This window comes from Burkholderia sp. AU31652, from assembly GCF_002223155.1.
Taxonomy (GTDB): Bacteria; Pseudomonadota; Gammaproteobacteria; order Burkholderiales; family Burkholderiaceae; genus Burkholderia.
In genome coordinates this window covers 1,976,034-2,001,733 of the sequence record NZ_NKFG01000003.1, presented here as the reverse complement: position 1 = coordinate 2,001,733, position 25,700 = coordinate 1,976,034, and the positions used below count along the sequence as shown (strand labels likewise).

The window sequence follows — 25,700 nt, the reverse complement described above, 5'->3', positions numbered from 1 at the left end:
CCGTCGATACAGGCTCGCATGAACGACTTGCTGCGTTCCTTCGTCCGGGCATTGGCGAGTGCACTGCATCCGCGCATGCTGTGGCTCACCCTGATGCCGTTTCTCGTCTCGGCCGTCCTGTGGGGCGTCGTGCTGTGGTTCTCGTGGCAATCGCTGCTGGACCTCGCACGCGGCGCGCTCGACGGCTTCGTGCTGACGGCCATGCTGTACCGTGCGTTCGACGCGATCGGCATGTCGCAGCTGCATGCCGTCGTCGCGCCGTTCGTGGTCGTGTCGCTCGCGATTCCGCTGATCGTGCTGACCGTGCTGCTGCTGATCGCGACGATTTCGATGCCGGTCGTGATCAAGCACCTCGCGAACCGGCAGTTCGCGGCGCTCGAGGCGAAGCGGGGCGGCACCTTCTTCGGCAGCGTGTTCAATTCGCTGTGGGCGGCGCTGGCCGGCGTCGTCGTGCTGGTCGTCACGATCCCGCTGTGGTTGATTCCGCCGTTCTTCGCGCTGCTGCCGCCGGTGATCTGGGGCTGGCTCACCTACCGCGTGATGACCTACGACGCGCTCGCGCTGCACGCGAGCCGCGACGAGCGCCGGGCGCTCGTGCGGCAGCATCGCTGGCCGCTGATCGGCATCGGCGTCGCGACCGGGCTGCTCGGCACCGTGCCGACCTTCGTGTGGGTATCGTCGGTCTGGATGATGGTGCTGTTCCCGTTCGTCGCGGCGGCCATGATCTGGGTATACGCTTTCATCCTCGTCTTCTCGGCGCTGTGGTTCGGGCATTACTGCCTGCGCGCGCTGGAGGACCTGCGTGCGAGTTCGCGCGCCACCGCAATCGACATGGGGCAGGCATGAGCATCGGCATCGTCATCATCGGCGACGAAATCCTTTCGGGCCGCCGACAGGACAAGCATCTGGCGAAGGTCATCGAGCTGCTCGGCGCGCGCGGCCTCACGCTCGACTGGGCCGAATACGTCGGCGACGATCCGGCGCGCATCACGGCGACCCTCGCCCGCGCGATCGCGTCGGGCGACATCGTGTTCTCGACGGGCGGCATCGGCGCGACGCCGGACGACCACACGCGCCAGTGCGCGGCCGCCGCGCTCGGCGTGCCGCTCGAACTGCATCCGGAAGCGAAGGTGCTGATTTCCGAGCGGATCCGCGAAACGCACACCGATCCGGCCAAGCCGGTCGATTTCGAGTCGCCGGAGAACCAGCACCGCTTCAACATGGGCGTGTTCCCGGTGGGCGCGACGATCATCCCGAACGGCTACAACCGGATTCCCGGCTTCTCGGTCGGCGACCTGCACTTCGTGCCGGGCTTCCCGGTGATGGCGTGGCCGATGATCGAATGGGTGCTCGACACGAAGTACGCGCACCTGCATCACGCGACGCCGCACGCGGAGCGCTCGTTGTACGTGTTCGAGCTGCCGGAATCGACGCTCACGCCGCTGATGGAGCGCATCGAGCGCGATTTCCCGGGCGTGCGCGTGTTCAGCCTGCCGAGCGTCGGCGATGCGGAGCGTGGCGGGATCTATGCGCGCCGCCACATCGACCTCGGCGTGAAGGGTGAGCCGGAAGCGGTCGCGGCTGCATACGTGAAGCTGCGCGAAGGCGTGCACCTGCTCGGCGGCGACGTCGTCGAACCCGATACGCCGCGCGCCTGAGCGGCCCCTCAATCAGCCGCACAAAAACCACGGGCCGCGCAACGCGGCCCGTCATCGGCATGTCATCGCCCGGCTCGACGATGGGGTTGTCGCAACCGGCGGGAGCGGCGTGCCGTCAGGCGCCGATCCACGGCAGTTTCCGGAAGCACCAGCCTTCGACCGTCTTGCGGTGGCCTTCGGCGTCCTTCGCGCCCTCGAAGCCTTCGAGCAGGTCGAAGGCCTTCGTGAAGCCGGCCTGCGTGGAGGCGACCGCGGCGAGCTTCGAGCGCGCGGCGCTGCGGCACAGGAACAGGATGGGCGTATCGGCCGGGAGGGCCGCCTTCAGTTCGTTGACGAATTCGGTGTTCGGCACGCCGCCCGGGTAGCGCGTCCATTCGAGGTGCAGGTACTGGCCGTCGCCGACGAGCGGGCGGCCGATCCAGTCGAGTTCGGCGCGGGTGCGCACGTCGACGAGGCGCGCCGACGGATCGAGCTGCAGCAGTTCGAACGCCTCGGCCGGCAGCAGCGCCCCGGCGTAGTTGAGCGCGGCTTGTGCGCGGCGTTCGTCGGCCTTCGCATAAAGCTGGTCGAGCGTACTCATGGCAGGGAGTCTCCTATCGGTCAAACGAACATTCTAGCGCGGCGTCGCGGCACGGATGTCCGCGTGGAGTACGGTGTGCGCACCCCACACGCGCTCACCAAAAGAGTGCAGAATGGTGCGCATGCACCAAGATGATTCCGCGAACGGAGCGCGCTGCGATGATTGCACCATCGCGGTGCTTCCGGTTGGCAGGCGGTGGGCAGTCGAGCCCCGGAATTGCGCAGCACAGCCCCGTCGCGACGAGCGCTGGCGCGATTCGCGCCAATCTCGCGCATAGGTGGCACGGAAGCTGCTTTATAGGATTCGGTCGAATCGGGGCGCGCTGCGCCAAAGCAAGACCCCGGTCAGCTCGATAAACGAGGCGGTTCCCAGTCCGCCGGAATTGTTCAATCAGGAGAAGAGGTTATGAGTAAAACCGTCGCCGACGTCATGCAGCTCGTGAAGGACGAGGACGTCAAGTTTGTCGATTTCCGCTTCACGGATACGCGCGGCAAGGAACAGCACGTGTCGGTGCCGGTTTCGGCGTTTGACGAAGACAAGTTCGAAAGCGGCCATGCATTCGACGGCTCGTCGATCGCCGGCTGGAAGGGCATCGAGGCGTCGGACATGCTGCTCATGCCGGACCCGACCGCCGCCTTCGTCGACCCGTTCTATGAAGAGTCGACCCTGGTGCTGACCTGCGACGTGGTCGAGCCGGCCGACGGCAAGGGCTACGAGCGCGACCCGCGTTCGCTCGCGAAGCGCGCGGAAGCGTACCTGAAGAGCACGGGCATCGGCGACACGGCCTACTTCGGTCCGGAACCGGAATTCTTCATTTTCGACTCGGTCCAGTGGAACACGGACATGTCGGGCTGCTTCGTGAAGATCAACTCGGAAGAAGCACCGTGGTCGGCCGGCAAGGAATTCGAAGGCGGCAACACGGGCCACCGTCCGGGCACGAAGGGCGGCTACTTCCCGGTCGCGCCGGTCGACACGTTCCAGGACATGCGTTCGGAAATGTGCCTGCTGCTCGAACAGCTCGGCATCCCGGTCGAAGTGCACCACCACGAAGTGGCGGGCCAGGGCCAGAACGAAATCGGCACGAAGTTCTCGACGCTGGTCCAGCGCGCCGACTGGACGCAATGGTCGAAGTACATCATCCATAACGTCGCGCACTCGTACGGCAAGACGGCAACCTTCATGCCGAAGCCGGTCGTCGGCGACAACGGTTCGGGCATGCACGTTCACCAGTCGATCTGGAAGGACGGCCAGAACCTGTTCGCGGGCAACGGCTACGCCGGCCTGTCGGAACTGGCGCTGTTCTACATCGGCGGCATCATCAAGCACGCCCGTGCACTGAACGCGATCACGAACCCGACGACGAACTCGTACAAGCGTCTGGTCCCGCACTTCGAAGCACCGGTCAAGCTCGCCTACTCGGCACGCAACCGTTCGGCATCGATCCGCATTCCGCACGTGTCGAACCCGAAGGGCCGCCGTATCGAAACGCGCTTCCCGGATCCGATGGCGAACCCGTACCTGTTGTTCTCGGCACTGATGATGGCAGGCCTCGACGGGATCCAGAACAAGATCCATCCGGGCGAAGCCGCGGACAAGAACCTGTACGACCTGCCGCCGGAAGAGGATGCAAAGATCCCGACCGTCTGCGCGGGCCTCGACCAGGCAATCGAAGCGCTCGACAAGGATCGCGAGTTCCTGACCCGTGGCGGCGTGTTCACGGACGGCATGCTCGACGCGTACCTCGCGCTGAAGGAGCAGGAGCTGGCGAAGTTCCGCATGACGACGCACCCGATCGAGTTCGAGATGTACTACTCGCTCTAATCGGCGATGGCGCTCGATTCAGCGCCGTCATGCCGGTTCGTTCCCGTCGCGCGGCCTGCGGCGGGAACGGCGGAGTCTGAAAGGGGCGGCGTCCAGCCGTCCCTTTTTTGTTCCCGTGATTTTCCTTTTCTGGCCCGTTGAGGCGCGACAAGCACGCAGATGGTTCTGAAGAATCTGATCAAGGCGAGAACGGGGCAGCCCGAGCGACTGACGGACGACGAGCGGCTCGCACGCTCGGGCCTGCTGGCGGGGCTGGAAGCGCTGCCGACGGTCGTGATCGTGCTCGACCGCAAGACGCTGCGGATCGCGTTCGCGAATCCGTCTGCCGAGGCGATGCTCGACATCTCGCGCCGGCAGCTCGCGCAGCGGCCGTGGGGCGAGATTTTTCCGAATGCGAACGAGCTGGCATCGACGATCACCGCGATCGGCGAGGAACGCTTTCACGCGACGCACCTCGATACCGTGCTCGACCGGCCCGGCCGCGAACCGCTGCATGTGCACGCGATCGTCGGCTTTCTCGAGACCGCGCCCGATTTCGTGCTCGTCGAGCTGTTCGAGAACGAGCGGCAGTCGCGTACCGATCGCGAGGAGCGCATCCACGACCTGACCGCGGTCAACAAGCAACTGATCCGCAACCTCGCGCACGAGATCAAGAACCCGCTCGGCGGCATTCGCGGCGCAGCCCAGCTGCTCGAATTCGAGCTCGGCGAGCGCGAGCGCGGCGAGTTGCGCGAATACACGCAGGTGATCATCAAGGAGTCCGACCGCCTGCAGACGCTCGTCGACCGGTTGCTGGAGCCGCACCGGCACCCGCACATCGTCGGCGACGTGAACATTCATGAAGTATGCGAACGCGTGCGCGCGGTGATGCTTGCGGAATTCCCGCGCGGGCTCACGATCGAGCGCGACTACGACGTGAGCGTGCCGGACTTGCGCGGCGACAAGGAGCAACTGATCCAGGCGCTGCTCAACATCGTGCGCAACGCCGCGCAGGCGCTGCGCGAACGCATCGCGCAGGGCGACGCGAAGATCGAGCTGCGCACGCGCATTGCGCGCAAGGTGACGATCGCGAAGCGCCTGTACCGGCTGGCACTGGACTTGCACGTGATCGACAACGGGCCCGGCATTCCGGAGGAAATCCGCGACCGGATCTTTTACCCGCTCGTGTCCGGGCGCGACGACGGCAGCGGCCTCGGCTTGACGCTCGCGCAGACGTTCGTGCAGCAGCATGACGGGACGATCGAGGTCGAAAGCCGGCCCGGACGTACCGAATTTCAGATCCTGCTACCGCTCGACCATTGAGCGGCGGCATGGCGATTCACCAGATTTACCCATATCTGACCGACCTATGAAGCCGATCTGGATAGTAGACGACGACCAATCGATCCGCTGGGTGCTCGAAAAGGCGCTCGCCCGGGACAGCTTCGCGACGAAGAGCTTCGCGAACGTGCGTGACGCGCTGGCCGCGCTCGACCACGAGACCCCGCAGGTGCTCGTATCCGACATCCGGATGCCGGGCGGCTCGGGCCTCGAGTTGCTGCAGGCGATGCACGAGCGCCTGCCGGGCCTGCCCGTCATCATCATGACGGCGTTCTCCGATCTCGACAGCGCCGTCGCGGCGTTCCAGGGCGGCGCGTTCGAATATCTCGCGAAGCCGTTCGACGTCGACAAGGCGGTCGAGCTGATCCGCCGCGCGGTGGAAGAAAGCCTGCGCGGCGGCGCGCCGCAGGACGAGCGCGTGGCCGAGGCGCCCGAGATGCTCGGCCAGGCGCCCGCGATGCAGGACATGTTCCGCGCGATCGGCCGGCTGTCGCACTCGGCCGCGACCGTGCTGATCACCGGCGAATCGGGCACCGGCAAGGAGCTCGTCGCGCGTGCGCTGCACCGTCACAGTCCGCGTGCGAACGGGCCGTTCATCGCGCTGAACACCGCGGCGATTCCGAAGGACCTGCTCGAATCCGAGCTGTTCGGCCATGAGCGCGGCGCGTTCACCGGCGCGCAGACGACGCGGCAGGGCCGCTTCGAGCAGGCCGAGAACGGCACGCTGTTCCTCGACGAAATCGGCGACATGCCGTTCGACCTGCAGACGCGCCTGTTGCGCGTGCTGTCGGACGGGCAGTTCTATCGGGTCGGCGGCCACAACCCGCTGCGCGCGAACGTGCGCGTGATCGCCGCGACGCACCAGAATCTCGAATCGCGCGTGCGCCAGGGGCTGTTCCGCGAGGACCTTTACCACCGGCTCAACGTGATCCGGCTGCGCCTGCCGCCGCTGCGCGAGCGCAGCGAGGACATCGCGCTGCTCACGCGCCACTTCCTGCAGAAGAGCGCGCGCGATCTCGGCGTCGAGCCGAAGCGCGTGTCCGACGAAGCGCTGGCTTACCTCACGTCGCTGGCGTTTCCCGGCAACGTACGCCAGCTCGAGAACCTCGCGAACTGGCTGACCGTGATGGCGCCCGCGCAGACGGTCGAGATCAAGGATCTGCCGCCCGACCTCGTGCCGGCCGGCGCGCCGGTCGCTGCAACGGGCGACGGTGCCGATGCGCACGGCGGCGGCGAGACGGCGCTCGCGCAACCGGCGACCGGTGTGGCAGCGGTGGCGTCCGCGCCCGTCGGGGCGGCGCCGAACGGCGGTGTGCCGGCCGGTTATCCGCTGTGGGAGCACGGCCTGCGCACCGAGGTTGCACGGCTGTTGCGCGAGAACTCGGCCGACGTGATGGACGAACTCGCACGCCGCTTCGAGGCGGCCGTGATCCGCGAGGCGCTCGACTTCACGCGTGGCCGCAAGGTCGAGGCCGCGGAGCGGCTCGGCATCGGCCGCAACACCATCACGCGCAAGATCCAGGAACTCCATCTGGAGCCCTGAGCACGATTTGCGGCATGCGCGGGCATCGCGCATGCCGCGATCGGACATAATCGCGGTTTGCACGCCGTTTGCCATTCCGCCGATCCTCAATGTCCGATTCCTTCCGCTGGCCCACCGGGGCCGACCCGTTCCGTTTCCTCGAAGCGCTCGACAGCAAGCGCGCCCGCACGTGGGTCGACGAGCAGAATGCGCGCACGCGCGCCGCGCTGCGTGACGACGACGCGTATCGCGCGCTGACGGCGCGCCTCGCCAAAGCGTACCTGCCGCGCGAGCGCCCGGTGATTCCGACGCGCTGGCGCGACTGGGCCTACGACCTGTGGCAGGACGATCTCCATCCGAAGGGGCTGTGGCGCCGCACGCGCTGGGACGACTGGCGCGCGGGAAAACCGGCATGGGAAACGCTGCTCGACGTCGACGCGCTCGGTGCGGAGGAGGGCGAGTCGTGGGTGTTCGAGCAGGACGCGATCCTGTACCCGGACGGCGATCGCGCGCTGCTGTCGCTGTCGCCGGGCGGGGCCGACGCGGTCGTCGTGCGCGAATTCGATCTCGTCGAACGTCGTTTCGTCGACGGCGGTTTCACGATCGACGAGCCGGGGCATCACACGGTCGGCTGGATCGATCGCGATACCGTCTACGTGAGCTGGGATCGCGGCGAAGCGCATGCGACCGCGGCCGGTTATCCGTATGAAGCGCGGCGCTGGGTGCGTGGCACCGCGCTCGCCGACGCGCCCGTCGTGTTCCGCGGCGAACCCGACGACATCAGCGCGGGTGCGGGATTCGATCCGATCGACAACCGTCACGTCGCGTGGCGCAGCGTCGATTTCTTCGACGCACATGCGTACCGCTTGACGGAGGCGGGCGAGTGGGTGCGCTACGACGTGCCGACCCACGTCGAGGTCGGGTTCTGGGAAGGCTGGCTCATGCTGGAGCCGCGCCTCGACTGGGAGTGCGACGGCGTGCGCCATGCGGGCGGCTCGCTGCTCGCGATCCGCGAGCAGGCGTTCCTGGCCGGGTCGCGCGAACTCACGACGCTGTTCGCGCCGCAACCGTCGACGTCCGCATGCACGTGGACGCACACGCGCACGACGCTGATCGCGAGCTGGCTCGACGACGTGCACAACCGCACGATGCTGTGGCAGCCGAGCCAGGCCGACGACGGCACGTGGACGTGGGACGCGCGGCCGTTCGAGTGGCCGGGGCCGGGCGATGCGCAGATCGACGTCGAGCCCGTCGAATCGACGCTGAACGACGAGATTTACGTGGACGTCGACACCTATCTCGATCCGCCCGAATGCTGGCTGGCCGACCTTGCGGATCGCGCGGACGATGCGCCGTCGCGCCGCGTGCTGCTCGACCGGCCGCCGGTGCAGTTCGATGCGGCCGGGCTCGTCGTGCGTCGCGCGAGCGCGCGTTCGCAAGACGGCACGATGGTGCCGTACACGCTGATCGGGCCGCGCGATGCACTCGACGTGGCCGACGGCGCCGCGCGTGTCGCGCGGCCGTGCCTGCTGTCGGGCTATGGCGGCTTCGCGATTCCGAACCTGCCGGGCTACAGCGATGCGTTCGGTATCGGGTGGCTCGAGCGCGGCGGCGTGATGGCGTTCGCGCATATCCGCGGCGGCGGCGAGTTCGGGCCGCGCTGGCACGTCGATGCGCAGCGCGAACACCGTCAGCGTTCGTTCGACGATTTCATCGCGGTGGCCGAGGATCTGGTCGCGACCGGCGTGACGACCGCCGCGCAGCTCGGCATCGAAGGCGGCAGCAACGGCGGGCTGCTGGTCGCCGCGTGCATGGTGCAGCGGCCGGAGTTGTTCGGCGCGGTGCTCTGCCGCGTGCCGCTGCTCGACATGCAGCGTTATCCGAAGCTGCACGCGGGCGCCGCATGGCTCGACGAATACGGTGACCCGGACGATCCGCACGAAGGTGCGGCGCTAGCCGCGTACTCGCCGTATCACCGTGTGCGCGAAGGCGTCGCGTATCCGCCGCTGCTGCTGACGACGTCGACGCGCGACGACCGCGTGCATCCGGCGCATGCACGCAAGATGGCCGCGCGCATGCACGCGCTCGGTCACGAACGGGTGTGGTACTGGGAGAATACCGACGGCGGCCACGGCAGCGCCGACGATCTGGAACGCGCGGAGGCCGATGCGGCCGAATTCGGGTTCCTGTGGGCCCATCTCGGGCCGGCGTCCGCGCGGCGCTGAACGCGCGCGGGCTGCCCGGGAGATCAGCCGACGACCGCGACGACGGGCGTGTGGTCGGACGGCTGTTCCCACGTGCGCGGCGTGCGATCGACTTCGCACGACGTGCAGGTTTCCGCGAGCGCCGGCGACAGCAGCACGTGGTCGATGCGCAGCCCCGCGTTGCGGCGGAACGCCATCATCCGGTAGTCCCACCACGTGAAGGTCTTCTCCGGCTGTTCGAAGCGGCGGAACGCGTCGACGAAGCCCAGCTCGATCAGCTGCGCGAAGTGGGCGCGCTCCTGCGGCGACACGAGGTTCTGGCCTTCCCATTTCGCCGGGTCGTGCACGTCGCGGTCTTCCGGCGCGATGTTGTAGTCGCCGAGCAGCGCGAGCTTCGGGTAGCGCTGCAGCTCGGTGCGCAGCCATGCCTGCAGCGCGTCGAGCCATTGCATCTTGTAGACGAACTTGTCGGAGTCGGGCGCCTGGCCGTTCGGGAAATAGGCGGACACGATGCGCACGCCGTCGACCGTCGCGGCGACCACGCGCTGCTGCGGGTCGTCGAAACCGGGGATGTTGCGCACGACGTCCGATTCGTCGACGGACAGCGTGTCGCGCGCGAGGATCGCGACGCCGTTGTAGGTCTTCTGGCCGGTGAACCAGCTGCGGTAGCCGACCGCCTCGAGATCGGCGCGCGGGAATTTCTCGTCCGGCAGCTTCAGTTCCTGCAGGCACAGCACGTCGGTTCCGCTTTGCGCGAGCCAGTCGAGCACGTGCTGCTTGCGGACGTTGAGCGAGTTGACGTTCCAGGTGGCGATTTTCATGAACGGGAGTGTGCGTGCGGGGTGAATGCGAAGGCCGCCATCTTACCGCGAGCACGGGGCGCGAACGCGCGCTTCGTGCGGGGCGGGGGAGGCGCCGCGCGCAGCTGTTTCGATGAACCGGGAAGAAATTGTGACAAAAGTATTGACGTGAGTACTCCCTCACCCTATAATTTATTTCTCTGACGCGGGGTGGAGCAGTCTGGCAGCTCGTCGGGCTCATAACCCGAAGGTCGTAGGTTCAAATCCTACCCCCGCAACCAAGCACACCAGACGATGTGCAGCGCAAGTGACCGATGCGCGCTTCGTCGACAGGAACCCGGCCCGGCCCCGTGCCGGGTTTTTTGTTTTCCGCGCGGCAGCGATCAGCGCGCCGCCCACTCGACCGCCGCCTTCGCATGCAGCGCGGTCGTATCGAACACCGGCAGCGGCGAGTCGTCCGCGCCGATCAGCAGCGTGATTTCCGTGCAGCCGAGGATCACGGCCTGCGCACCGCGCCGGGCCAGTTCCTCGATGATCGCCACGTACGTCGCGCGCGATTCCGGCGAGACGATGCCGTGGCACAGCTCGTCGTAGATGATCCGGTGCACGTCGTCGCGCCCGCGTTCGTCCGGCACCAGCACCTCCATCCCGAACTTCCCGCGCAGCCGCTCCGCGTAGAACGGCAGCTCCATCGTGTAGCGCGTGCCGAGCAGCGCGACGCGCTCGACGCCCGCATCGCGCAGCGCAGTGCCGGTCGGATCGGCGATGTGCAGGAACGGCAACTTCACCGCGGCTTCGATCGCATCGCAGACGCGATGCATCGTATTGGTGGTCAGCACGACCAGATCGGCGCCGGCCGCTTCGAGCTGTCGTGCGGCGCCGGCCATCCGTTCGCCGAGCGCGGCCCAGTCGTGCGTGCGCTGCAGCGCTTCGATCTCCGCGAAATCGACCGTGACCAGCACGCTCTTCGCGTTGTGGTGTCCACCCTGCAACGCCTTCGAATGGCGATTGATCATCCGGTAGTACTCGGCCGACGATTCCCAGCTCATCCCGCCGATCAGTCCGATCGTCTTCATCCGTCACCTTTTGCGTTTCGTGTCTTGCGGCAGACGAGTATAGGCGCGGCTGTCCGTGCCCGGCCGGTACGATCCGCGCAAGGCGGGCCAGTACGGCGCCGCCGGGCCCGGCCGCACGCGACAGTTGAAACCGGCACTGTGTTTTTGTACAGTATCGGCACCGTGAACCCGACCATCATTCCGCCTGCCGATCCGCACGTGCCGCCGCCGGCCGACGCGCAGCCGCGCATGCGCAAGATCATTCACTGCGACTGCGACTGCTTCTACGCGTCGGTCGAGATGCGCGACGACCCGTCGCTGCGCAACCGGCCGCTCGCGGTCGGCGGCCGGCCCGACCAGCGTGGCGTGATCGCGACCTGCAACTACGAGGCGCGGCGCTACGGCGTGCATTCGGCGATGTCGTCGGCGCTGGCGATGCGCAAGTGCCCGGACCTGCTGATCCTGCCGACCGCGATGGACAAGTACCGCGCGGCATCGCGGCAGATCATGGCGATCTATCGCGACTACACGCCCGACGTCGAGCCGCTGTCGCTCGACGAGGCGTACCTCGACGTCAGCGGGTCGGAGCGGTGCCAGGGGAGTGCCACGCTGATTGCACGGGAGATCCGCCAGCGCGTGTTCGACACGGTCGGCGTGACCGTGTCGGCCGGCGTTGCGCCGAACAAGTTCATCGCGAAGATCGCGTCCGACTGGAACAAGCCCGACGGGCTGTTCGTCGTGCGACCGCACGAGATCGACGCGTTCGTCGCGGCGCTGCCGGTGCGCAAGCTGCACGGCGTCGGCAAGGTGACGGCCACGCGGCTCGACCGGCTCGGCATCCAGACTTGCGCGCAGTTGCGCGACTGGCCGTTGATCGACCTGCACCGCGAATTCGGCGCGTTCGGGCGGCGGTTGTACGAACTGTCGCGCGGGATCGACGAGCGGCGCGTGCAGGCCGACCAGGAGCGCAAGTCGGTCAGTGTCGAGACGACCTACGTGACCGACCTGACGACGCTCGAGCAGTGCGCGGAGGAAATCCGCCGCCTCGTCGTGCAACTCGACGCGCGGATCGAACGGGCGGGCGCCGCGCGCTCGATCCGCAAGCTGTACGTGAAGATCCGCTTCGCCGACTTCCAGCGCACGACGGTCGAGTGCGTGGCCGATGCGACGAATGCGGACACGGCCGTCACGCTGCTCGCGAAGGGGCTGCAACGGCGGGCGCAGGCGGTGCGGCTGCTCGGCGTCGGCGTGCGTATCGACGAAGATACCGCCGAGCGCCACGGGCAGTTCTCGCTGTTCGACGACGAGTCGCCCGCGCCATGAAAAAAGGCACCGCCGAAGCGGTGCCTTTGCTCACATGCAGCCGAACGCGCTGGCGGCCCGCTCAGTGCGCGGGCGCAGCCATCCCGTTGTGGCGCAGCAGCGCATCGATCTGCGGCTCGCGGCCGCGGAACGCCTTGAACGAATCCATCGCCGGGCGGCTGCCGCCGACCTCGAGGATTTCGCGGCGATAGCGCGTGCCGGTCGCCGCGTCGAGCACGCTGCCGCTTGCGGCCGCCGCTTCCTCGAACGCCGCGTACGCATCGGCCGACAGCACCTCGGCCCACTTGTAGCTGTAGTAGCCGGCCGCGTAGCCGCCTGCGAAGATGTGGCTGAACGTGTTCGGCCAGCGCGAGAACGCGGCTTGCGGGATCACGTGATAGCGCTCGTTGATCTCGCGCGCGAATTCGGTCACGCCGGTGGCGCCCGCCGGGTCGAAGTCGACGTGCAGCAGCATGTCGAACATCGAGAACACGATCTGACGCAGCGTGCCGAGCCCGCTCTGGAAGTTCTTCGCCGCGATCATCTTGTCGAACAGCTCGCGCGGCAGCGCGGCGCCCGTGTCGACGTGCGACGACATCGACGACAGCACGTCCCATTCCCAGCAGAAGTTTTCCATGAACTGCGACGGCAGCTCGACGGCATCCCATTCGACGCCGTTGATGCCCGACACGCCGAGTTCGTCGACGCGCGTGAGCATGTGGTGCAGCCCGTGGCCGAATTCATGGAACAGCGTGATGACTTCGTCGTGCGTGAAGCAGGCGGGCTTGCCGCCGACCGGCGCCGAGAAGTTGCAGGTGAGATAGGCGACCGGCGTCTGCACGCTGCTGCCGCGCTTCGCGCGCGAACGCGCGTCGTCCATCCATGCGCCGCCGCGCTTGCCTTCGCGCGCGTACAGGTCGAGATAGAACTGCGCGACGAGCGAGCCGTCGCGGTTCTCGACGCGGAAGAAACGCACGTCCTTGTGCCACACCGGCGCGTCGTCCGGCTTGATCTGCACGCCGAACAGCGTCTCGGTGACGGTGAACAGGCCCTTCAGCGCGGCCGGCTCCGGGAAGTACTGCTTGACTTCGTTTTCCGAGAACGCGTAGCGCTGCTGGCGCAGCTTTTCGGCCGCGAATGCGACGTCCCACGGCGCGAGTTCGGCGAGGCCGAGTTCCTTCGCGGCGAACGTGCGCAGTTCGTCCCAGTCCTTGTCCGCGTGCGGGCGCGCGCGCGTCGCGAGATCCTCGAGGAACGCGATCACCTGCTGCGGCGATTCGGCCATCTTCGGCGCGAGCGACACTTCGGCGAAGTTGCGGAAGCCGAGCATCAGCGCCTCTTCGCGGCGCAGCTTCAGCGCATCGGCGACGATCGCCGTGTTGTCCCATTCGGCCTTGCCGTCACCGTACTGCGGCCCGAGTTCCGACGCGCGCGTTGCATAGGCGCGGTAGAGCGTCTCGCGCAGTGCGCGGTTGTCCGCGTATTGCAGCACCGGGAAGTACGACGGGAAGTGCAGCGAGAATTTCCAGCCTTCCTTGGCATCCTTTTGCGCGGCTTCGCGGGCGGCCTCGATCGCGTCGCCGGGCAGGCCGGCCAGATCGGCCTCGTCCTGCACGAAATACGCGTACGCGTTGGTCGCGTCGAGCACGTGATCGGAGAATGCCTTCGACAGCGCGGCCTGCTGTTCCTGCAGTTCGGCGAAGCGCGGCTTCTGGTCCTCGGGCAGCTCGGCGCCCGACAGGCGGAAATCGCGCAGCGCGTTGTCCAGGATCTTCTTGCGTTCGGTGGACAGCGTCGCGTATTCGGCGCTTGCGGCGATCGCCTTGTACTTCTCGTACAGCGCGAGGTTCTGGCCGACGCTCGACCAGAATTCGGTCACGCGCGGCAGATTCTCGCCATAGGCGGCCCGCAGTTCGGGCGTATCGGCAACCGCGTTCAGGTGGCCGACGATGCCCCACGCGCGACCGAGCGGCTCCGTCGCTTGCTCGACCGTCTCGACGACGGCTGCCCAGGTTGCCGGCGTCGCGGCCGCGCTTGCCGTCTCGACCGCACGGTTGGCGTCATCGAGCAGCGTGTCGAGCGCGGGCGTCACGTGTTCCGGGCGGATCTCGCCGAAGCGGGGCAGGCCCGAGAAATCGAGCAGCGGGTTGGGGTTGGCGCTGGCGGACATAAGACTCCCTGTCTGTTGCCGGATGAACCGGAGTGAAAAGGGTAGGCGCGCAAGGCAACGCGGCGCCCGATATCGACATTATTGGGGCGCATCGCGCGCTTTCCAATCGTTAGTTTCTAACGACGCGATTGACGCGGGGTCGGATGCGGGGTGGAGTCGTTTGATGGCGCGACCGACGCAGTGCGGTGCGGCCGGCGAGGCGCCGGCGCGCGGAACCGCACGCCGGCTGAATGGTGCAGGGGCTCAGGCGGCCGCGTCGGCGGCGCGCTCGGCGGCTTCGATCGTGTTGATCAGCAGCATCGTGATGGTCATCGGGCCGACACCGCCCGGCACCGGCGTGATGTGGCCGGCCACTTCCTTCACGCCCGCGAAGTCGACGTCGCCGCACAGCTTGCCCGCGTCGTCGCGGTTCATGCCGACGTCGATCACCGTCGCGCCGGGCTTCACCATGTCGGCGGTCAGGATGTTGCGCTTGCCGACCGCGGCGACCACGATGTCGGCCTGCCGCGTGTGCGCGGCGAGGTCGCGCGTCTTGCTGTGGCAGATCGTCACGGTCGCGCCGGCGTCGAGCAGCATCATCGCCATCGGCTTGCCGACGATGTTCGAGCGGCCGATCACGACCGCGTTCGCGCCCTGCAGCGGAATGTCGTGCGCCTCGAACATCTTCATCACGCCGTACGGCGTGCACGGGCGGAACAGCGGCTTGCCGGTCATCAGCGCGCCGGCGTTCGCGACGTGGAAGCCGTCGACGTCCTTTTCCGGTGCGATCGCCTCGATCACCTTGTGGCTGTCGATGTGCTTGGGCAGCGGCAACTGAACGAGGATGCCGTGGATCTTCGGATCGCGGTTCAGCGCGTCGATGTGCGCGAGCAGGTCGGCTTCCGACAGCGTGTCCGGGTACGCGTCCTTCAGCGAGAAGAAACCGTTGTCCTCGCACGCCTTGATCTTGTTGCGCACGTAGACTTCGCTTGCCGGGTTGGCGCCGACGAGGATCACCGCGAGACCGGGCTGGTGGCCGCGTGCGGTCAGGGCGGCGGCGCGTTCGGCGGCCTGTGCGCGCAGGGTCTTCGAAAGGGCGTTGCCGTCGATGAGGAGGGCTGTCATGGTGGTGGTCCTGCCGGGAAGTTGGAATGCGGTCGTGCGGCGCCCGAAGCGTCGCAGCAAAGCACGCGATTATACCGTTCGCCTGCTGCCGTCCGACAGCGAATAAGCAGGAAGCGTCATGGCCGCGGCGCTCGCGCGCCGGGAGAAAGGCCGCCGCCGCGCGAGTGGGCCGCATCGCGCGGGGCGGCCAGGGCTGGCTGCGGGCCGGGCGGGCAGCGCCGCCGCGGCCGGCGCTCGCTCAGGCCTGCTTCTTCGACAGCGCGAGGCGCAGCAGGTCAGCCACCGTGTTGACGTTGAGCTTTTCCATGATGTTCGCGCGGTGCGCTTCGACCGTCTTGATGCTGATGCCGAGATCGTCGGCGATCTGCTTGTTCAGGCGGCCCGCGATGATCCGTTCGAGCACCTGCTGCTCGCGCGCGGTCAGCTTCGACAGGCGTTCGCTCGCGGCACGCTGTTCCTGGACGCTCTTGCTTTCGCTTCGGGCCTTGTCGAGCATCCGCTCGACGAGCTTGCGCAGCTCGGCTTCGTCGAACGGTTTCTCGATAAAGTCCATCGCACCCTTTTTCATCGTCGAGACGGCCATCGGCACGTCGCCGTGACCCGTGACGAAGATGATCGGCAGCGCGGCATTGTCGGCAATCAGGCGCTCCTGCAGTTCGAGGCCGCTCATGCCGGACATCCGGACGTCGAGGATCAGGCACGCGATCTGGCCGGCCTGCTGGGCAGGCTGGTAGGCATCGAGGAACTGCTCGGCGCTCGAGAAGCATTGCACGCGATAGCCGTTCGCCTCCAGCAGCCAGCGCAGCGAGTCCCGTACGGCCTCGTCGTCGTCAACGACAAAGACGGTTTCCTGAGTGGTGGTGACAGGGCTATTCATAGTTCTCCCGTAACGGTATGTGATGCCGATGCCTCGCGCCCCCCTTGGCCGAGATCAGCGGGTTCCCCAATGGGCAGGCTGCAGTGGAACGTTGCGCCGGATATGCGGCCATCCGGCTCGACGTTGTTGACCACCCACAGACGCCCCCGATGCGATTCGATGATCGAACGGCAGATGTTCAGCCCCATGCCCATGCCATCGGACTTGGTGCTGTAAAACGGTTCAAACAGGCGCTCGGCGGTCGCTTCGTCGACGCCCGGGCCCTGGTCGATCACGCGGATGTCGACGAAGCCCGCCTCGATGTCGGCGACGACGCGGATCACGCCGTCCACCGACGCCGGCTTCACGTCGGCCATCGCTTCGGCCGCGTTCTTCATCAGGTTCACGAGCACCTGCTCGATCAGCACGGGGTCGACATAAATAATAGGCATTCTTGCGAGGATTTCCGTGACGATCCGGATCCTGCGCTTCCTGGCCTCGATTTCGGCGAGCCCGACCGCGTCGGCGACGATGTCCGCGACCCGCGCCGGCTGGCGCTTCGGCTCGCTGCGCTTCACGAATTCGCGGATCCGCTTGACGATCATCCCCGCGCGCAGCGCCTGCTGCGCGGTCTTTTCCAGCGCGGGCTGCAGCGTTTCCGGCGTGCCGCGGCCGCTCTTCACGAGCGCGAGCGTGCCCGAGCAGTAGTTGTTGATCGCGGCGAGCGGCTGGTTCAATTCGTGAGCAATCGACGACGCCATTTCACCCATCGTCATCAATCGGCTCGTGAACTGCAGCTTCTCTTCCTGCTGGTGTGCGAGTTCCTGTGCCTTCTTGCGGGTCGTGATGTCGGTCGCGATCTGCATCTGCGCGAGGTGGCCGTCCACCCACTGGATGTACTGGCGGCGCACCTCGAACCACTTCTGGATGCTCTCGACGTACACCTCCTGCGCGTCCGCCGTGCTGCTCGTCAGCGCGGCGGCCGGCAGGCCCGCGAACGCGTCGACCATGTCGATCGAGTCGGACGAGGCCTGCGCGCGGTCGAAGCCGCCGCCCGACAGCTCGAGATGGCCGTCCGGGCGAATGCCGAACAGGTGGCGGTAGTAGCGGTTCGCGAACAGCAGCTCGGCTTCGTCGGCGGCCAGCACCGACACCGCGGCGTCGAGGCTTTCGAGCACCGTCGTGAAGCGCTCGTGCGCGGCCGCGAGTTCCTCGCGCGCGCGCTTCGGCTCGGTGATGTCGGTCATCGACGACATCCAGCCGGTCTGGCGGCCCGAGCTGTCGATCAGCGGCGACACGTACAGGCGCGCATGGAACAGCGTGCCGTTCTTGCGCCGCACGCGCAGCTCGAAGCCCGAGCTCGGCGCCTTGCCGCGCAGCGTCATGTCGAGCTGGCGCTGCATTTCCGGGTACGCGTCGCGCGGCCAGTACGGGAACGGTGCGACCTTGCCGACGAGGTCGGTTTCGTCCCAGCCCGTCATCCGGCAGAACGCGGGGTTCACGTGCGTGATGCGGCCGTGCATGTCGAGCACGCGCATGCCGATCAGCACCGAGTTCTCCATCGCGCGGCGGAAGAACGCTTCCGCGTACAGCGCCTGCTGCGCCTCGAAGCGCTGGCGCGTGTGCTTCCACAGGCTCCAGAGGCTCCACAGCACGAAGCACGACAGGCCTGCGACGAGCCATACGAGCGTGTTGTTGGTCAGGTTCGTGAGCTGCGGGAATGCGTACACGCGCACGGTCAGCCCCTGGCCGGGCGGATCGAGCGGCAGGTCGTAGTGCGAGTCGCGCGGCAGGCGCGGGCGCGTCGACGTGGACGACAGCTCGCGGTTGTTCGCGTCGGTGATCGAGATCTTGTACTTCGACGACAACTCCTGCGGGATGTCGTGCTTCAGGATGCCTTCGACCGAGAACACAGCGGCGATCGAGCCGAGGTACTCGCGGTCGCCGCGCATCACGGGTGTCTGCAGCGTGATGAAGCCGTTGCCGAAGTCGTCGTAGATCAGCGGCGAATACGCCTGGCGGCGCGTGCTGCGCGCCTCGTCGTACGCGCCGCGCACGGCGTCCTGCATCTGCGCTTCGCCGGGCTTCGCGAGCCGCTGGCCGAGCAGCGGCGGATGCACGGTCGGCCAGCGCTGCACGCCGGGCGACGTGTACCAGTTCAGGTAGAGGATTTCCGGATGCGTTTGCATCACGTCCGCGACCGCCATCTGGAACGCGTTCTGGTCGAGGCGGCCGGAAGCGAGATCGCGCGACAGCGCCTGGAGCTGTTCCTGCGCGCCCGTCATCGACAGGCGGATCTGCTGCTGCGCCCATGCGACGTTACGGAAGAGGGTGTCTTCCTGCTGCTGCTGTTCGCGGCGATTGAGGCTCCACAGGATGAGGCTCATCACCACCAGGAACACCAGGATCGACAGCAGGGGCGTCAGCAAATAGGAATTGGACCACCACGGTCCGTGGTGCCAACGGGACGGCTGCGACTCCGCCGGCGGGCCCGACGGTCGCGCCGAGCGTGCGAAAAGCCGATCGGTCAACATGGCAGGATTGTAGCGCAGCGCAATACATGGAAAACCTATACCGGATATGTTGAACGGAAACGGATTTGTTCAGCCGCGATGCGCCGGAGAGCCCCGGAATATGGGTGCAGCGCAGCAATATTCCGCATTGCGAGAAAAGATCTCACAATTCGAAAATTTTGTTGCGCATGCCCGCGCACGCTCATTACAATCCGTCGGAGCTTGCCCGCAGCCGGTCGCGTCGCGTCGTCTGCACGAGAGCGATCCTCACATTCCAGGACCCAGGAGACGAGAATGTCCGCTGTACCGAACGAAGTGATGAAATATGTCGCCGCCGAACATGACGACGACCCGCAGGAAACCGTCGAATGGCTCGAGTCGCTCGACGGCGTAATCTCCTCCGTGGGCACTGGCCGCGCGCACTACCTGATCGAAAAGCAGATCGAATTCGCCCGCATGCATGGCGAACACCTGCCGTTTTCCGCGAATACCCCGTACATCAACACGATCCCGGTCGCCGCACAGGCGAAGATCCCGGGTGACCAGGACATCGAGCACCGCATCCGTTCGTACACGCGCTGGAACGCGCTGGCGATGGTGCTGCGCGCAGGCAAGGACACGAACGTCGGCGGCCACATCGCATCGTTCGCATCGGCCGCGACGCTCTATGACGTCGGCTACAACCACTTCTGGCACGCAGCGTCCGAGCAGCATGGCGGCGATCTCGTGTTCGTGCAGGGCCACTCGTCGCCGGGCGTCTACTCGCGCGCGTTCCTGCTCGGCCGCCTGAAGGAAGAGCAGCTCGACAACTTCCGCCAGGAAGTCGACGGCAACGGCATTTCGTCGTACCCGCACCCGTGGCTGATGCCGGACTTCTGGCAGTTCCCGACCGTGTCGATGGGCCTCGGCCCGATCATGGCGATCTACCAGGCCCGCTTCATGAAGTACCTGGAAGCGCGCGGCATCACGAAGACGGAAGGCCGCAAGGTGTGGGCATTCCTCGGCGACGGCGAGACGGACGAACCGGAATCGCTCGGCGCGATCGGGATGGCGAGCCGCGAGAAGCTCGACAACCTCGTGTTCGTGATCAACTGCAACCTGCAGCGTCTCGACGGCCCGGTGCGCGGCAACGGCAAGATCATCCAGGAACTCGAATCGGAATTCCGTGGTGCCGGCTGGAACGTGATCAAGGTCATCTGGGGCAGCCGCTGGGATGCGCTGTTCGCACGCGACAAGTCGGGCGCGCTGATGCGCCGCATGATGGAAGTCGTCGACGGCGAGTACCAGACGTACAAGTCGGAATCCGGCGCGTTCGTGCGCGAGCACTTCTTCAACACGCCTGAGCTGAAGGCGCTCGTCGCCGACTGGTCGGACGACGACATCTGGGCGCTGAACCGCGGCGGCCACGATCCGCACAAGATCTACGCGGCTTTCCACGAAGCCACGAACACGAAGGGCGCGCCGACCGTCATCCTCGCGAAGACCATCAAGGGCTACGGGATGGGCGAGTCGGGCCAGGCGATGAACATCACGCACCAGCAGAAGAAGCTGCCGGTCGAGCAACTGAAGAAGTTCCGTGACCAGTTCCGCCTGCCGATCACCGACGAGCAGATCGCCGACGTGCCGTACCTGAAGTTCGAGGAAGGCTCGAAGGAACTCGAATACATGCGCAAGCAGCGCATGGACCTCGGCGGCTACCTGCCGCACCGCCGCGAGAAGGCGACGTCGCTGCCGGTGCCGGCGCTCGACGCGTTCGAGCCGCTGCTGAAGGGCACGGGCGAAGGCCGCGAGATCTCGACGACGATGGCGTTCGTGCGGATCCTGAACATCCTGCTGAAGGACAAGGCGCTCGGCAAGCGCGTCGTGCCGATCGTCCCGGACGAATCGCGTACGTTCGGCATGGAAGGCCTGTTCCGCCAGATCGGCATCTGGAACCAGCAGGGCCAGAAGTACGTGCCGGAAGATTCCGACCAGCTGATGTTCTACAAGGAATCGGAAACCGGCCAGATCCTGCAGGAAGGCATCAACGAAGCGGGCGGCATGTGCGACTGGATCGCGGCGGCGACGTCGTACTCGACGCACGGCGAGATCATGGTGCCGTTCTACATCTTCTACTCGATGTTCGGCTTCCAGCGGATCGGCGACCTGGCATGGGCCGCGGGCGACATGCGTTCGCGCGGCTTCCTGCTCGGCGGTACCGCGGGCCGCACGACGCTGAACGGCGAAGGCCTGCAGCACGAAGACGGCCACTCGCTCCTGTGGGCGGCATCGGTGCCGAACTGCGTGAGCTACGACCCGACCTTCGGCTATGAACTTGCCGTGATCGTCCAGGACGGCCTGCGCCGCATGGTGGCGGACCAGGAAGACGTGTACTACTACATCACGGTGATGAACGAGAACTACGAGCACCCTGCGATTCCGCAGGGCGAGCACGTGGCGGCCGACATCATCAAGGGCATGTACGCGTTCAAGAAGGCCGACGCCGACAAGAAGGCGCCGCGCGTCCAGCTGCTCGGCGCGGGCACGATCTTCAACGAAGTGATCGCTGCCGCCGACCTGCTGAAGAACGACTGGGGCGTCGCCGCCGACCTGTGGAGCGTGCCGAGCTTCACGGAGCTCGCGCGTGAAGGCCACCAGGTCGAACGCTGGAACCTGCTCCATCCGACCGAAGAGCGTCGTCTGTCGCACGTGCAGAAGTGCCTGAAGGACACGCAGGGCCCGGTCATCGCATCGACCGACTACGTCCGTGCGCTGGTCGACCAGATCCGCGGCCAGATCGATCGCCGCTTCGTCGTGCTGGGCACGGACGGCTTCGGCCGCTCGGATACCCGCGAGAAGCTGCGTCACTTCTTCGAAGTCGACCGTCACTGGGTCACCGTCGCCGCGCTCAACGCGCTGGCCGACGAGGGCACGATCGAGCGCAAGGTGGTCGCGGACGCGATCGCCAAGTACAACCTCGATCCGTCGAAGCCCAACCCGATGACCGTTTAACGCACACGCCGTGTGATGCCGCGCGCCGCTTCCTCGAGGGGCGCGCGCGGCCATGGAGACAGAAACAGATGAGTCAAGCGATCGAAGTGAAGGTGCCGGATATCGGCGATTACAAGGACGTGCCGGTGATCGAGATCGGCGTGAAGGTCGGCGATACCGTCGAACCGGAGCAGTCGCTCGTCACGCTCGAGTCGGACAAGGCGACGATGGACGTGCCGAGCCCGGTCGGCGGCGTCGTGAAGGAAATCAAGGTCAAGGTGGGCGATTCCGTGTCGGAAGGCTCGCTGATCATCCTGCTCGAAGGCGGCGCCGCGGCGCAGGCGAACGGCGCGGCAGCGCCCGCTGCTGCTCCGGCTCCGGCGGCAGCGCCGGCTGCTGCAGCACCGGCGGCCGCACCGGCAGCTGCCGGCGGCACGCTCGAAGTGAAGGTCCCCGACATCGGCGACTACAAGGACGTGCCGGTGATCGAGATCGGCGTGAAGGTCGGCGACACGGTCGAGAAGGAGCAGTCGCTCGTCACGCTCGAGTCGGACAAGGCGACGATGGACGTGCCGAGCCCGGCCGCAGGCGTCGTGAAAGAGATCAAGGTGAAGGTGGGCGATTCGGTGTCGGAAGGCACGCTGATCGTGCTGCTCGAAGCCGCAGGCGCAGCGGCTGCCGCACCGCAGGCGAGCGCACCGGCTCCGGCCGCTGCCGCTCCGGCGCCGGCACCTGCCGCCGCACCGGCGAAGGCCGCCCCGGCACCGGCTGCTGCTGCGCCGGCGCCGGCCGCCGCGTCGGGCGAATACCGCGCGAGCCACGCGTCGCCGTCGGTGCGCAAGTTCGCACGTGAGCTCGGCGTCGAAGTTGCACGCGTGCAGGGCTCGGGTCCGAAGGGCCGCATTACGAAGGAAGACGTCACGGGCTTCGTGAAGGGCGTGATGACCGGCCAGCGCGCAGCACCGGCCGCGGCAGCCGCGCCGGCAGGCGGCGGCGAGCTGAACCTGCTGCCGTGGCCGAAGGTCGACTTCTCGAAGTTCGGCCCGTTCGAAGCGAAGCCGCTGTCGCGCATCAAGAAGATCTCGGGCGCGAACCTGCATCGCAACTGGGTGATGATCCCGCACGTCACGAACAACGACGAAGCGGACATCACCGAGCTCGAAGCACTGCGCGTGCAGCTGAACAAGGAGCACGAGAAGGCGGGCGTGAAGTTCACGATGCTCGCGTTCGTGATCAAGGCGGTCGTCGCCGCGCTGAAGAAATTCCCGACGTTCAACGCGAGCCTCGACGGCGACAACCTGGTGTTCAAGCAGTACTACCACATCGGTTTCGCCGCGGACACGCCGAACGGTCTCGTCGTGCCGGTGATCCGCGATGCGGACAAGAAGGGGCTCGTCGACATCGCGAAGGAAATGGCCGAGCTGTCGAAGGCCGCACGCGACGGCAAGCTGAAGCCGGACCAGATGCAAGGCGGTTGCTTCTCGATCTCGTCGCTCGGCGGGATCGGCGGCACCAACTTCACGCCGATCATCAACGCGCCGGAAGTGGCGATCCTCGGGTTGTCGCGCGGCCAGATGAAGCCGGTGTGGGACGGCAAGCAGTTCGTGCCGCGGCTTACGCTGCCGCTGTCGCTGTCGTATGACCATCGTGTGATCGATGGCGCCGAAGCCGCGCGGTTCAATGCGTATCTCGGTGCGTTGCTCGCCGATTTCCGTCGCATCATTCTTTGATGAGCGGGGGGGGCTCGCGGGGGCGTGGGGTTCTTGTTTGTTATCCACGCCCTGTCGTTGAACCTGTTTTGCTAACGGTCTATTAGCGTCGCCCCTGCGCGGGGCGGCGGTCACTTTTCTTTGTCTTCCAAAGAAAAGTAACCAAAAGAAAGGCGCGTCCTTGGGCGGACGGCAAAGGTGGTCCTGCCCAGGTTCGCGTTCTCTTGTCAGGCCGTAGTCTTGGGTTCTTTTGCGGGTTTCTCCCCCCTCTGTCTGCAGCTAATCAAGAAGGGGACAGTAATGAGTCTCATCGAAGTCAAGGTTCCGGATATCGGCGATTTCAGCGGCGTCGATGTCATCGAAGTCAACGTCAAACCCGGCGACGTGATCGAAAAAGAGCAGACGCTCATCACGCTCGAATCCGATAAAGCCTCCATGGAGGTGCCCAGCGACGTCGCCGGCACCGTCAAGGAAATCAAGGTCAAGGCCGGCGAGAAAGTCTCGCAAGGCACCGTGATCGCCATCGTCGAAGCATCGGCTGGCGCCGCCGCACCCGCAAAAGCACCCGAAGCGGCCAAGCCCGCAGCTGCTGCGCCGGCACCGGCCGCCGCCGCTCCGGCACCCGCGCCGCAAGCCGGCAGCTACGCCGGTGCAGCCGACATCGAATGCGACATGCTCGTGCTCGGCGCCGGCCCCGGCGGCTACTCGGCCGCGTTCCGCGCCGCCGACCTCGGCATGAAGACGGTGCTCGTCGAACGCTACTCGACGCTCGGCGGCGTGTGCCTGAACGTGGGCTGCATCCCGTCGAAGGCGCTGCTGCATACGTCGCTCGTCGTCGAGGAAGCCGCGGCGCTCGCGTCGCACGGCATCACGTTCGGCAAGCCGGAAGTCGATCTCGACAAGCTGCGCGACTTCAAGGGCGGCGTCGTCAAGAAGCTGACGACGGGCCTCGCCGGCATGGCAAAGGCACGCAAGGTCGAAGTGGTCACGGGCGTCGGCGCATTCGTCGATCCGTTCCACATGGAAGTGCAGGGCGAAAACGGCAAGAAGGTCGTGAAGTTCAAGCAGGCCATCATCGCCGCGGGCTCGCAGGCCGTGAAGCTGCCGTTCATGCCGGAAGACCCGCGCGTCGTCGATTCGACCGGCGCACTCGAACTGCGCCAGCTGCCGAAGCGCATGCTCGTGATCGGCGGCGGCATCATCGGCCTCGAAATGGCCACGGTCTACTCGACGCTCGGCGCCGAGATCGACGTCGTCGAAATGATGGACGGCCTGATGATGGGCGCGGACCGCGATCTGGTGAAGGTCTGGGAAAAGTACAACGCGAAGCGCTTCGGCAACGTGATGCTGAAGACCAAGACGGTCGGCGCGGAAGCGAAGGAAGACGGCATCTACGTGAAGTTCGAGGGCGAGAAGGCCCCGGCGGAAGCGCAGCGCTACGACCTCGTGCTCGTCGCGGTGGGCCGCAGCCCGAACGGCAAGAAGATCGGCGCCGACAAGGCAGGTGTCGCGGTCACGGATCGCGGCTTCATCGACGTCGACAAGCAGATGCGCACGAACGTCCCGCACATCTTCGCGATCGGCGATATCGTCGGCCAGCCGATGCTCGCGCACAAGGCCGTGCATGAAGGCCACGTCGCAGCGGAAGCCGCGCACGGCGAGAAGGCGTACTTCGACGCACTGCAGATCCCGTCGGTGGCGTACACCGATCCGGAAGTGGCGTGGGCCGGCAAGACGGAAGACCAGTGCAAGGCCGAAGGCATCAAGTACGGCAAGGCCGTGTTCCCGTGGGCCGCATCGGGCCGCGCGATCGCGAACGGCCGCGACGAAGGCTTCACGAAGCTGATCTTCGACGAGGAAACCCATCGCGTGATCGGTGGTGCCATCGTCGGCCTGAACGCGGGCGACCTGATCAGCGAAGTGTGCCTCGCCGTCGAGATGGGCGCGGACGCCGAAGACATCGGCAAGACGATCCATCCGCACCCGACGCTCGGCGAATCGGTCGGCATGGCCGCCGAGCTGTACGAAGGCGTTTGTACCGACCTGCCGCCGCAACGCAAGAAGTAACGCGGCCGGCTCGGCCGGCAGTGTGCCGGCCGTGAAAAAACGCCGCCTC

Annotated in this window: 17 protein-coding genes and 1 tRNA gene; 11 read left to right on the top strand and 7 right to left on the bottom strand. The window is 66.5% G+C overall.

Annotation, left to right across the window (positions count from 1 at the left end; genetic code table 11):
* Positions 1 to 18 precede the first annotated feature (18 nt).
* Both CFB40_RS11850 and CFB40_RS11845 read left to right on the top strand, forming a co-directional pair.
* A complete protein-coding gene (locus CFB40_RS11850; protein ID WP_089425786.1) occupies positions 19 to 846 on the top strand; it encodes an EI24 domain-containing protein in 828 nt (275 codons plus the stop codon).
* On the top strand, positions 843 to 1,658 hold the full coding sequence (locus tag CFB40_RS11845) for a competence/damage-inducible protein A (RefSeq protein ID WP_089431268.1): 816 nt from the start codon (positions 843 to 845) through the stop codon (positions 1,656 to 1,658). The genes CFB40_RS11850 and CFB40_RS11845 overlap by 4 nt, the downstream gene beginning before the upstream one ends.
* Positions 1,659 to 1,773: 115 nt before the next feature.
* Here the strand turns inward: CFB40_RS11845 and CFB40_RS11840 are convergent, their stop codons facing one another.
* On the bottom strand, positions 1,774 to 2,238 hold the full coding sequence (locus CFB40_RS11840) for a rhodanese-like domain-containing protein (RefSeq protein WP_089431267.1): 465 nt from the start codon (positions 2,236 to 2,238) through the stop codon (positions 1,774 to 1,776).
* A gap of 405 nt (positions 2,239 to 2,643) precedes the next feature.
* On the opposite strand from CFB40_RS11840, the gene glnA reads away from it, so the two are divergent.
* From glnA to CFB40_RS11820, 4 genes are all read left to right on the top strand, one after another.
* Positions 2,644 to 4,059 (top strand): type I glutamate--ammonia ligase, encoded by a 1,416-nt coding sequence (glnA, locus tag CFB40_RS11835; RefSeq protein ID WP_089425783.1) that lies wholly within the window; start codon positions 2,644 to 2,646, stop codon positions 4,057 to 4,059.
* Between the two features lie 159 nt (positions 4,060 to 4,218).
* Positions 4,219 to 5,361 (top strand): nitrogen regulation protein NR(II), encoded by a 1,143-nt coding sequence (gene glnL, locus CFB40_RS11830; RefSeq protein WP_174975551.1) that lies wholly within the window; start codon positions 4,219 to 4,221, stop codon positions 5,359 to 5,361.
* 46 nt (positions 5,362 to 5,407) lie between these two features.
* Entirely contained in the window at positions 5,408 to 6,922 is a 1,515-nt protein-coding gene (gene ntrC, locus CFB40_RS11825) for a nitrogen regulation protein NR(I) (RefSeq protein WP_089425782.1), read from the top strand.
* 89 nt (positions 6,923 to 7,011) lie between these two features.
* Positions 7,012 to 9,126 (top strand): prolyl oligopeptidase family serine peptidase, encoded by a 2,115-nt coding sequence (locus CFB40_RS11820; RefSeq protein WP_089431266.1) that lies wholly within the window; start codon positions 7,012 to 7,014, stop codon positions 9,124 to 9,126.
* 23 nt (positions 9,127 to 9,149) lie between these two features.
* On the opposite strand, the gene xth is transcribed toward CFB40_RS11820, so the two are convergent.
* Positions 9,150 to 9,926, bottom strand: a complete 777-nt coding sequence (xth, locus tag CFB40_RS11815; protein WP_089425780.1) for an exodeoxyribonuclease III — start codon at positions 9,924 to 9,926, stop codon at positions 9,150 to 9,152.
* 183 nt (positions 9,927 to 10,109) lie between these two features.
* On the opposite strand from xth, the gene CFB40_RS11810 reads away from it, so the two are divergent.
* Positions 10,110 to 10,186: transfer RNA gene (locus CFB40_RS11810), tRNA-Met, on the top strand.
* Between the two features lie 102 nt (positions 10,187 to 10,288).
* Here the strand turns inward: CFB40_RS11810 and CFB40_RS11805 are convergent.
* Positions 10,289 to 10,981: an aspartate/glutamate racemase family protein gene (locus tag CFB40_RS11805; RefSeq protein ID WP_089431265.1), complete on the bottom strand. Its 693-nt coding sequence runs from the start codon at positions 10,979 to 10,981 to the stop codon at positions 10,289 to 10,291.
* A 138-nt stretch (positions 10,982 to 11,119) separates the two neighbouring features.
* Here CFB40_RS11805 and dinB point away from each other — a divergent pair, with 138 nt between their 5' ends.
* A complete protein-coding gene (gene dinB, locus CFB40_RS11800) occupies positions 11,120 to 12,283 on the top strand; it encodes a DNA polymerase IV (protein ID WP_089425768.1) in 1,164 nt (387 codons plus the stop codon).
* 61 nt (positions 12,284 to 12,344) lie between these two features.
* Here the strand turns inward: dinB and CFB40_RS11795 are convergent, their stop codons facing one another.
* The 4 genes from CFB40_RS11795 to fixL form a co-directional block, all read right to left on the bottom strand.
* Entirely contained in the window at positions 12,345 to 14,432 is a 2,088-nt protein-coding gene (locus CFB40_RS11795) for a M3 family metallopeptidase (RefSeq protein WP_089431264.1), read from the bottom strand.
* A 243-nt stretch (positions 14,433 to 14,675) separates the two neighbouring features.
* Positions 14,676 to 15,536 (bottom strand): bifunctional methylenetetrahydrofolate dehydrogenase/methenyltetrahydrofolate cyclohydrolase FolD, encoded by an 861-nt coding sequence (gene folD / locus CFB40_RS11790; RefSeq protein WP_089425766.1) that lies wholly within the window; start codon positions 15,534 to 15,536, stop codon positions 14,676 to 14,678.
* 238 nt (positions 15,537 to 15,774) lie between these two features.
* A complete protein-coding gene (fixJ, locus tag CFB40_RS11785) occupies positions 15,775 to 16,413 on the bottom strand; it encodes an oxygen response regulator transcription factor FixJ (protein ID WP_006493245.1) in 639 nt (212 codons plus the stop codon).
* Entirely contained in the window at positions 16,410 to 18,926 is a 2,517-nt protein-coding gene (gene fixL / locus CFB40_RS11780; RefSeq protein ID WP_011352574.1) for an oxygen sensor histidine kinase FixL, read from the bottom strand. Before fixL ends, fixJ begins: the two co-directional genes overlap by 4 nt.
* A gap of 273 nt (positions 18,927 to 19,199) precedes the next feature.
* Here fixL and aceE point away from each other — a divergent pair, with 273 nt between their 5' ends.
* From aceE to lpdA, 3 genes are all read left to right on the top strand, one after another.
* Positions 19,200 to 21,896 carry a pyruvate dehydrogenase (acetyl-transferring), homodimeric type gene (aceE, locus tag CFB40_RS11775; protein ID WP_089425765.1) on the top strand — a complete coding sequence of 899 codons (2,697 nt, stop codon included), beginning with the start codon at positions 19,200 to 19,202 and terminating at the stop codon, positions 21,894 to 21,896.
* 68 nt (positions 21,897 to 21,964) lie between these two features.
* The gene (gene aceF, locus CFB40_RS11770; RefSeq protein WP_089425764.1) at positions 21,965 to 23,605 is read left to right on the top strand and encodes a dihydrolipoyllysine-residue acetyltransferase; all 1,641 of its coding nucleotides are present in this window, start codon (positions 21,965 to 21,967) and stop codon (positions 23,603 to 23,605) included.
* A 279-nt stretch (positions 23,606 to 23,884) separates the two neighbouring features.
* Entirely contained in the window at positions 23,885 to 25,651 is a 1,767-nt protein-coding gene (gene lpdA / locus CFB40_RS11765) for a dihydrolipoyl dehydrogenase (RefSeq protein WP_059233710.1), read from the top strand.
* Positions 25,652 to 25,700 lie beyond the last annotated feature (49 nt).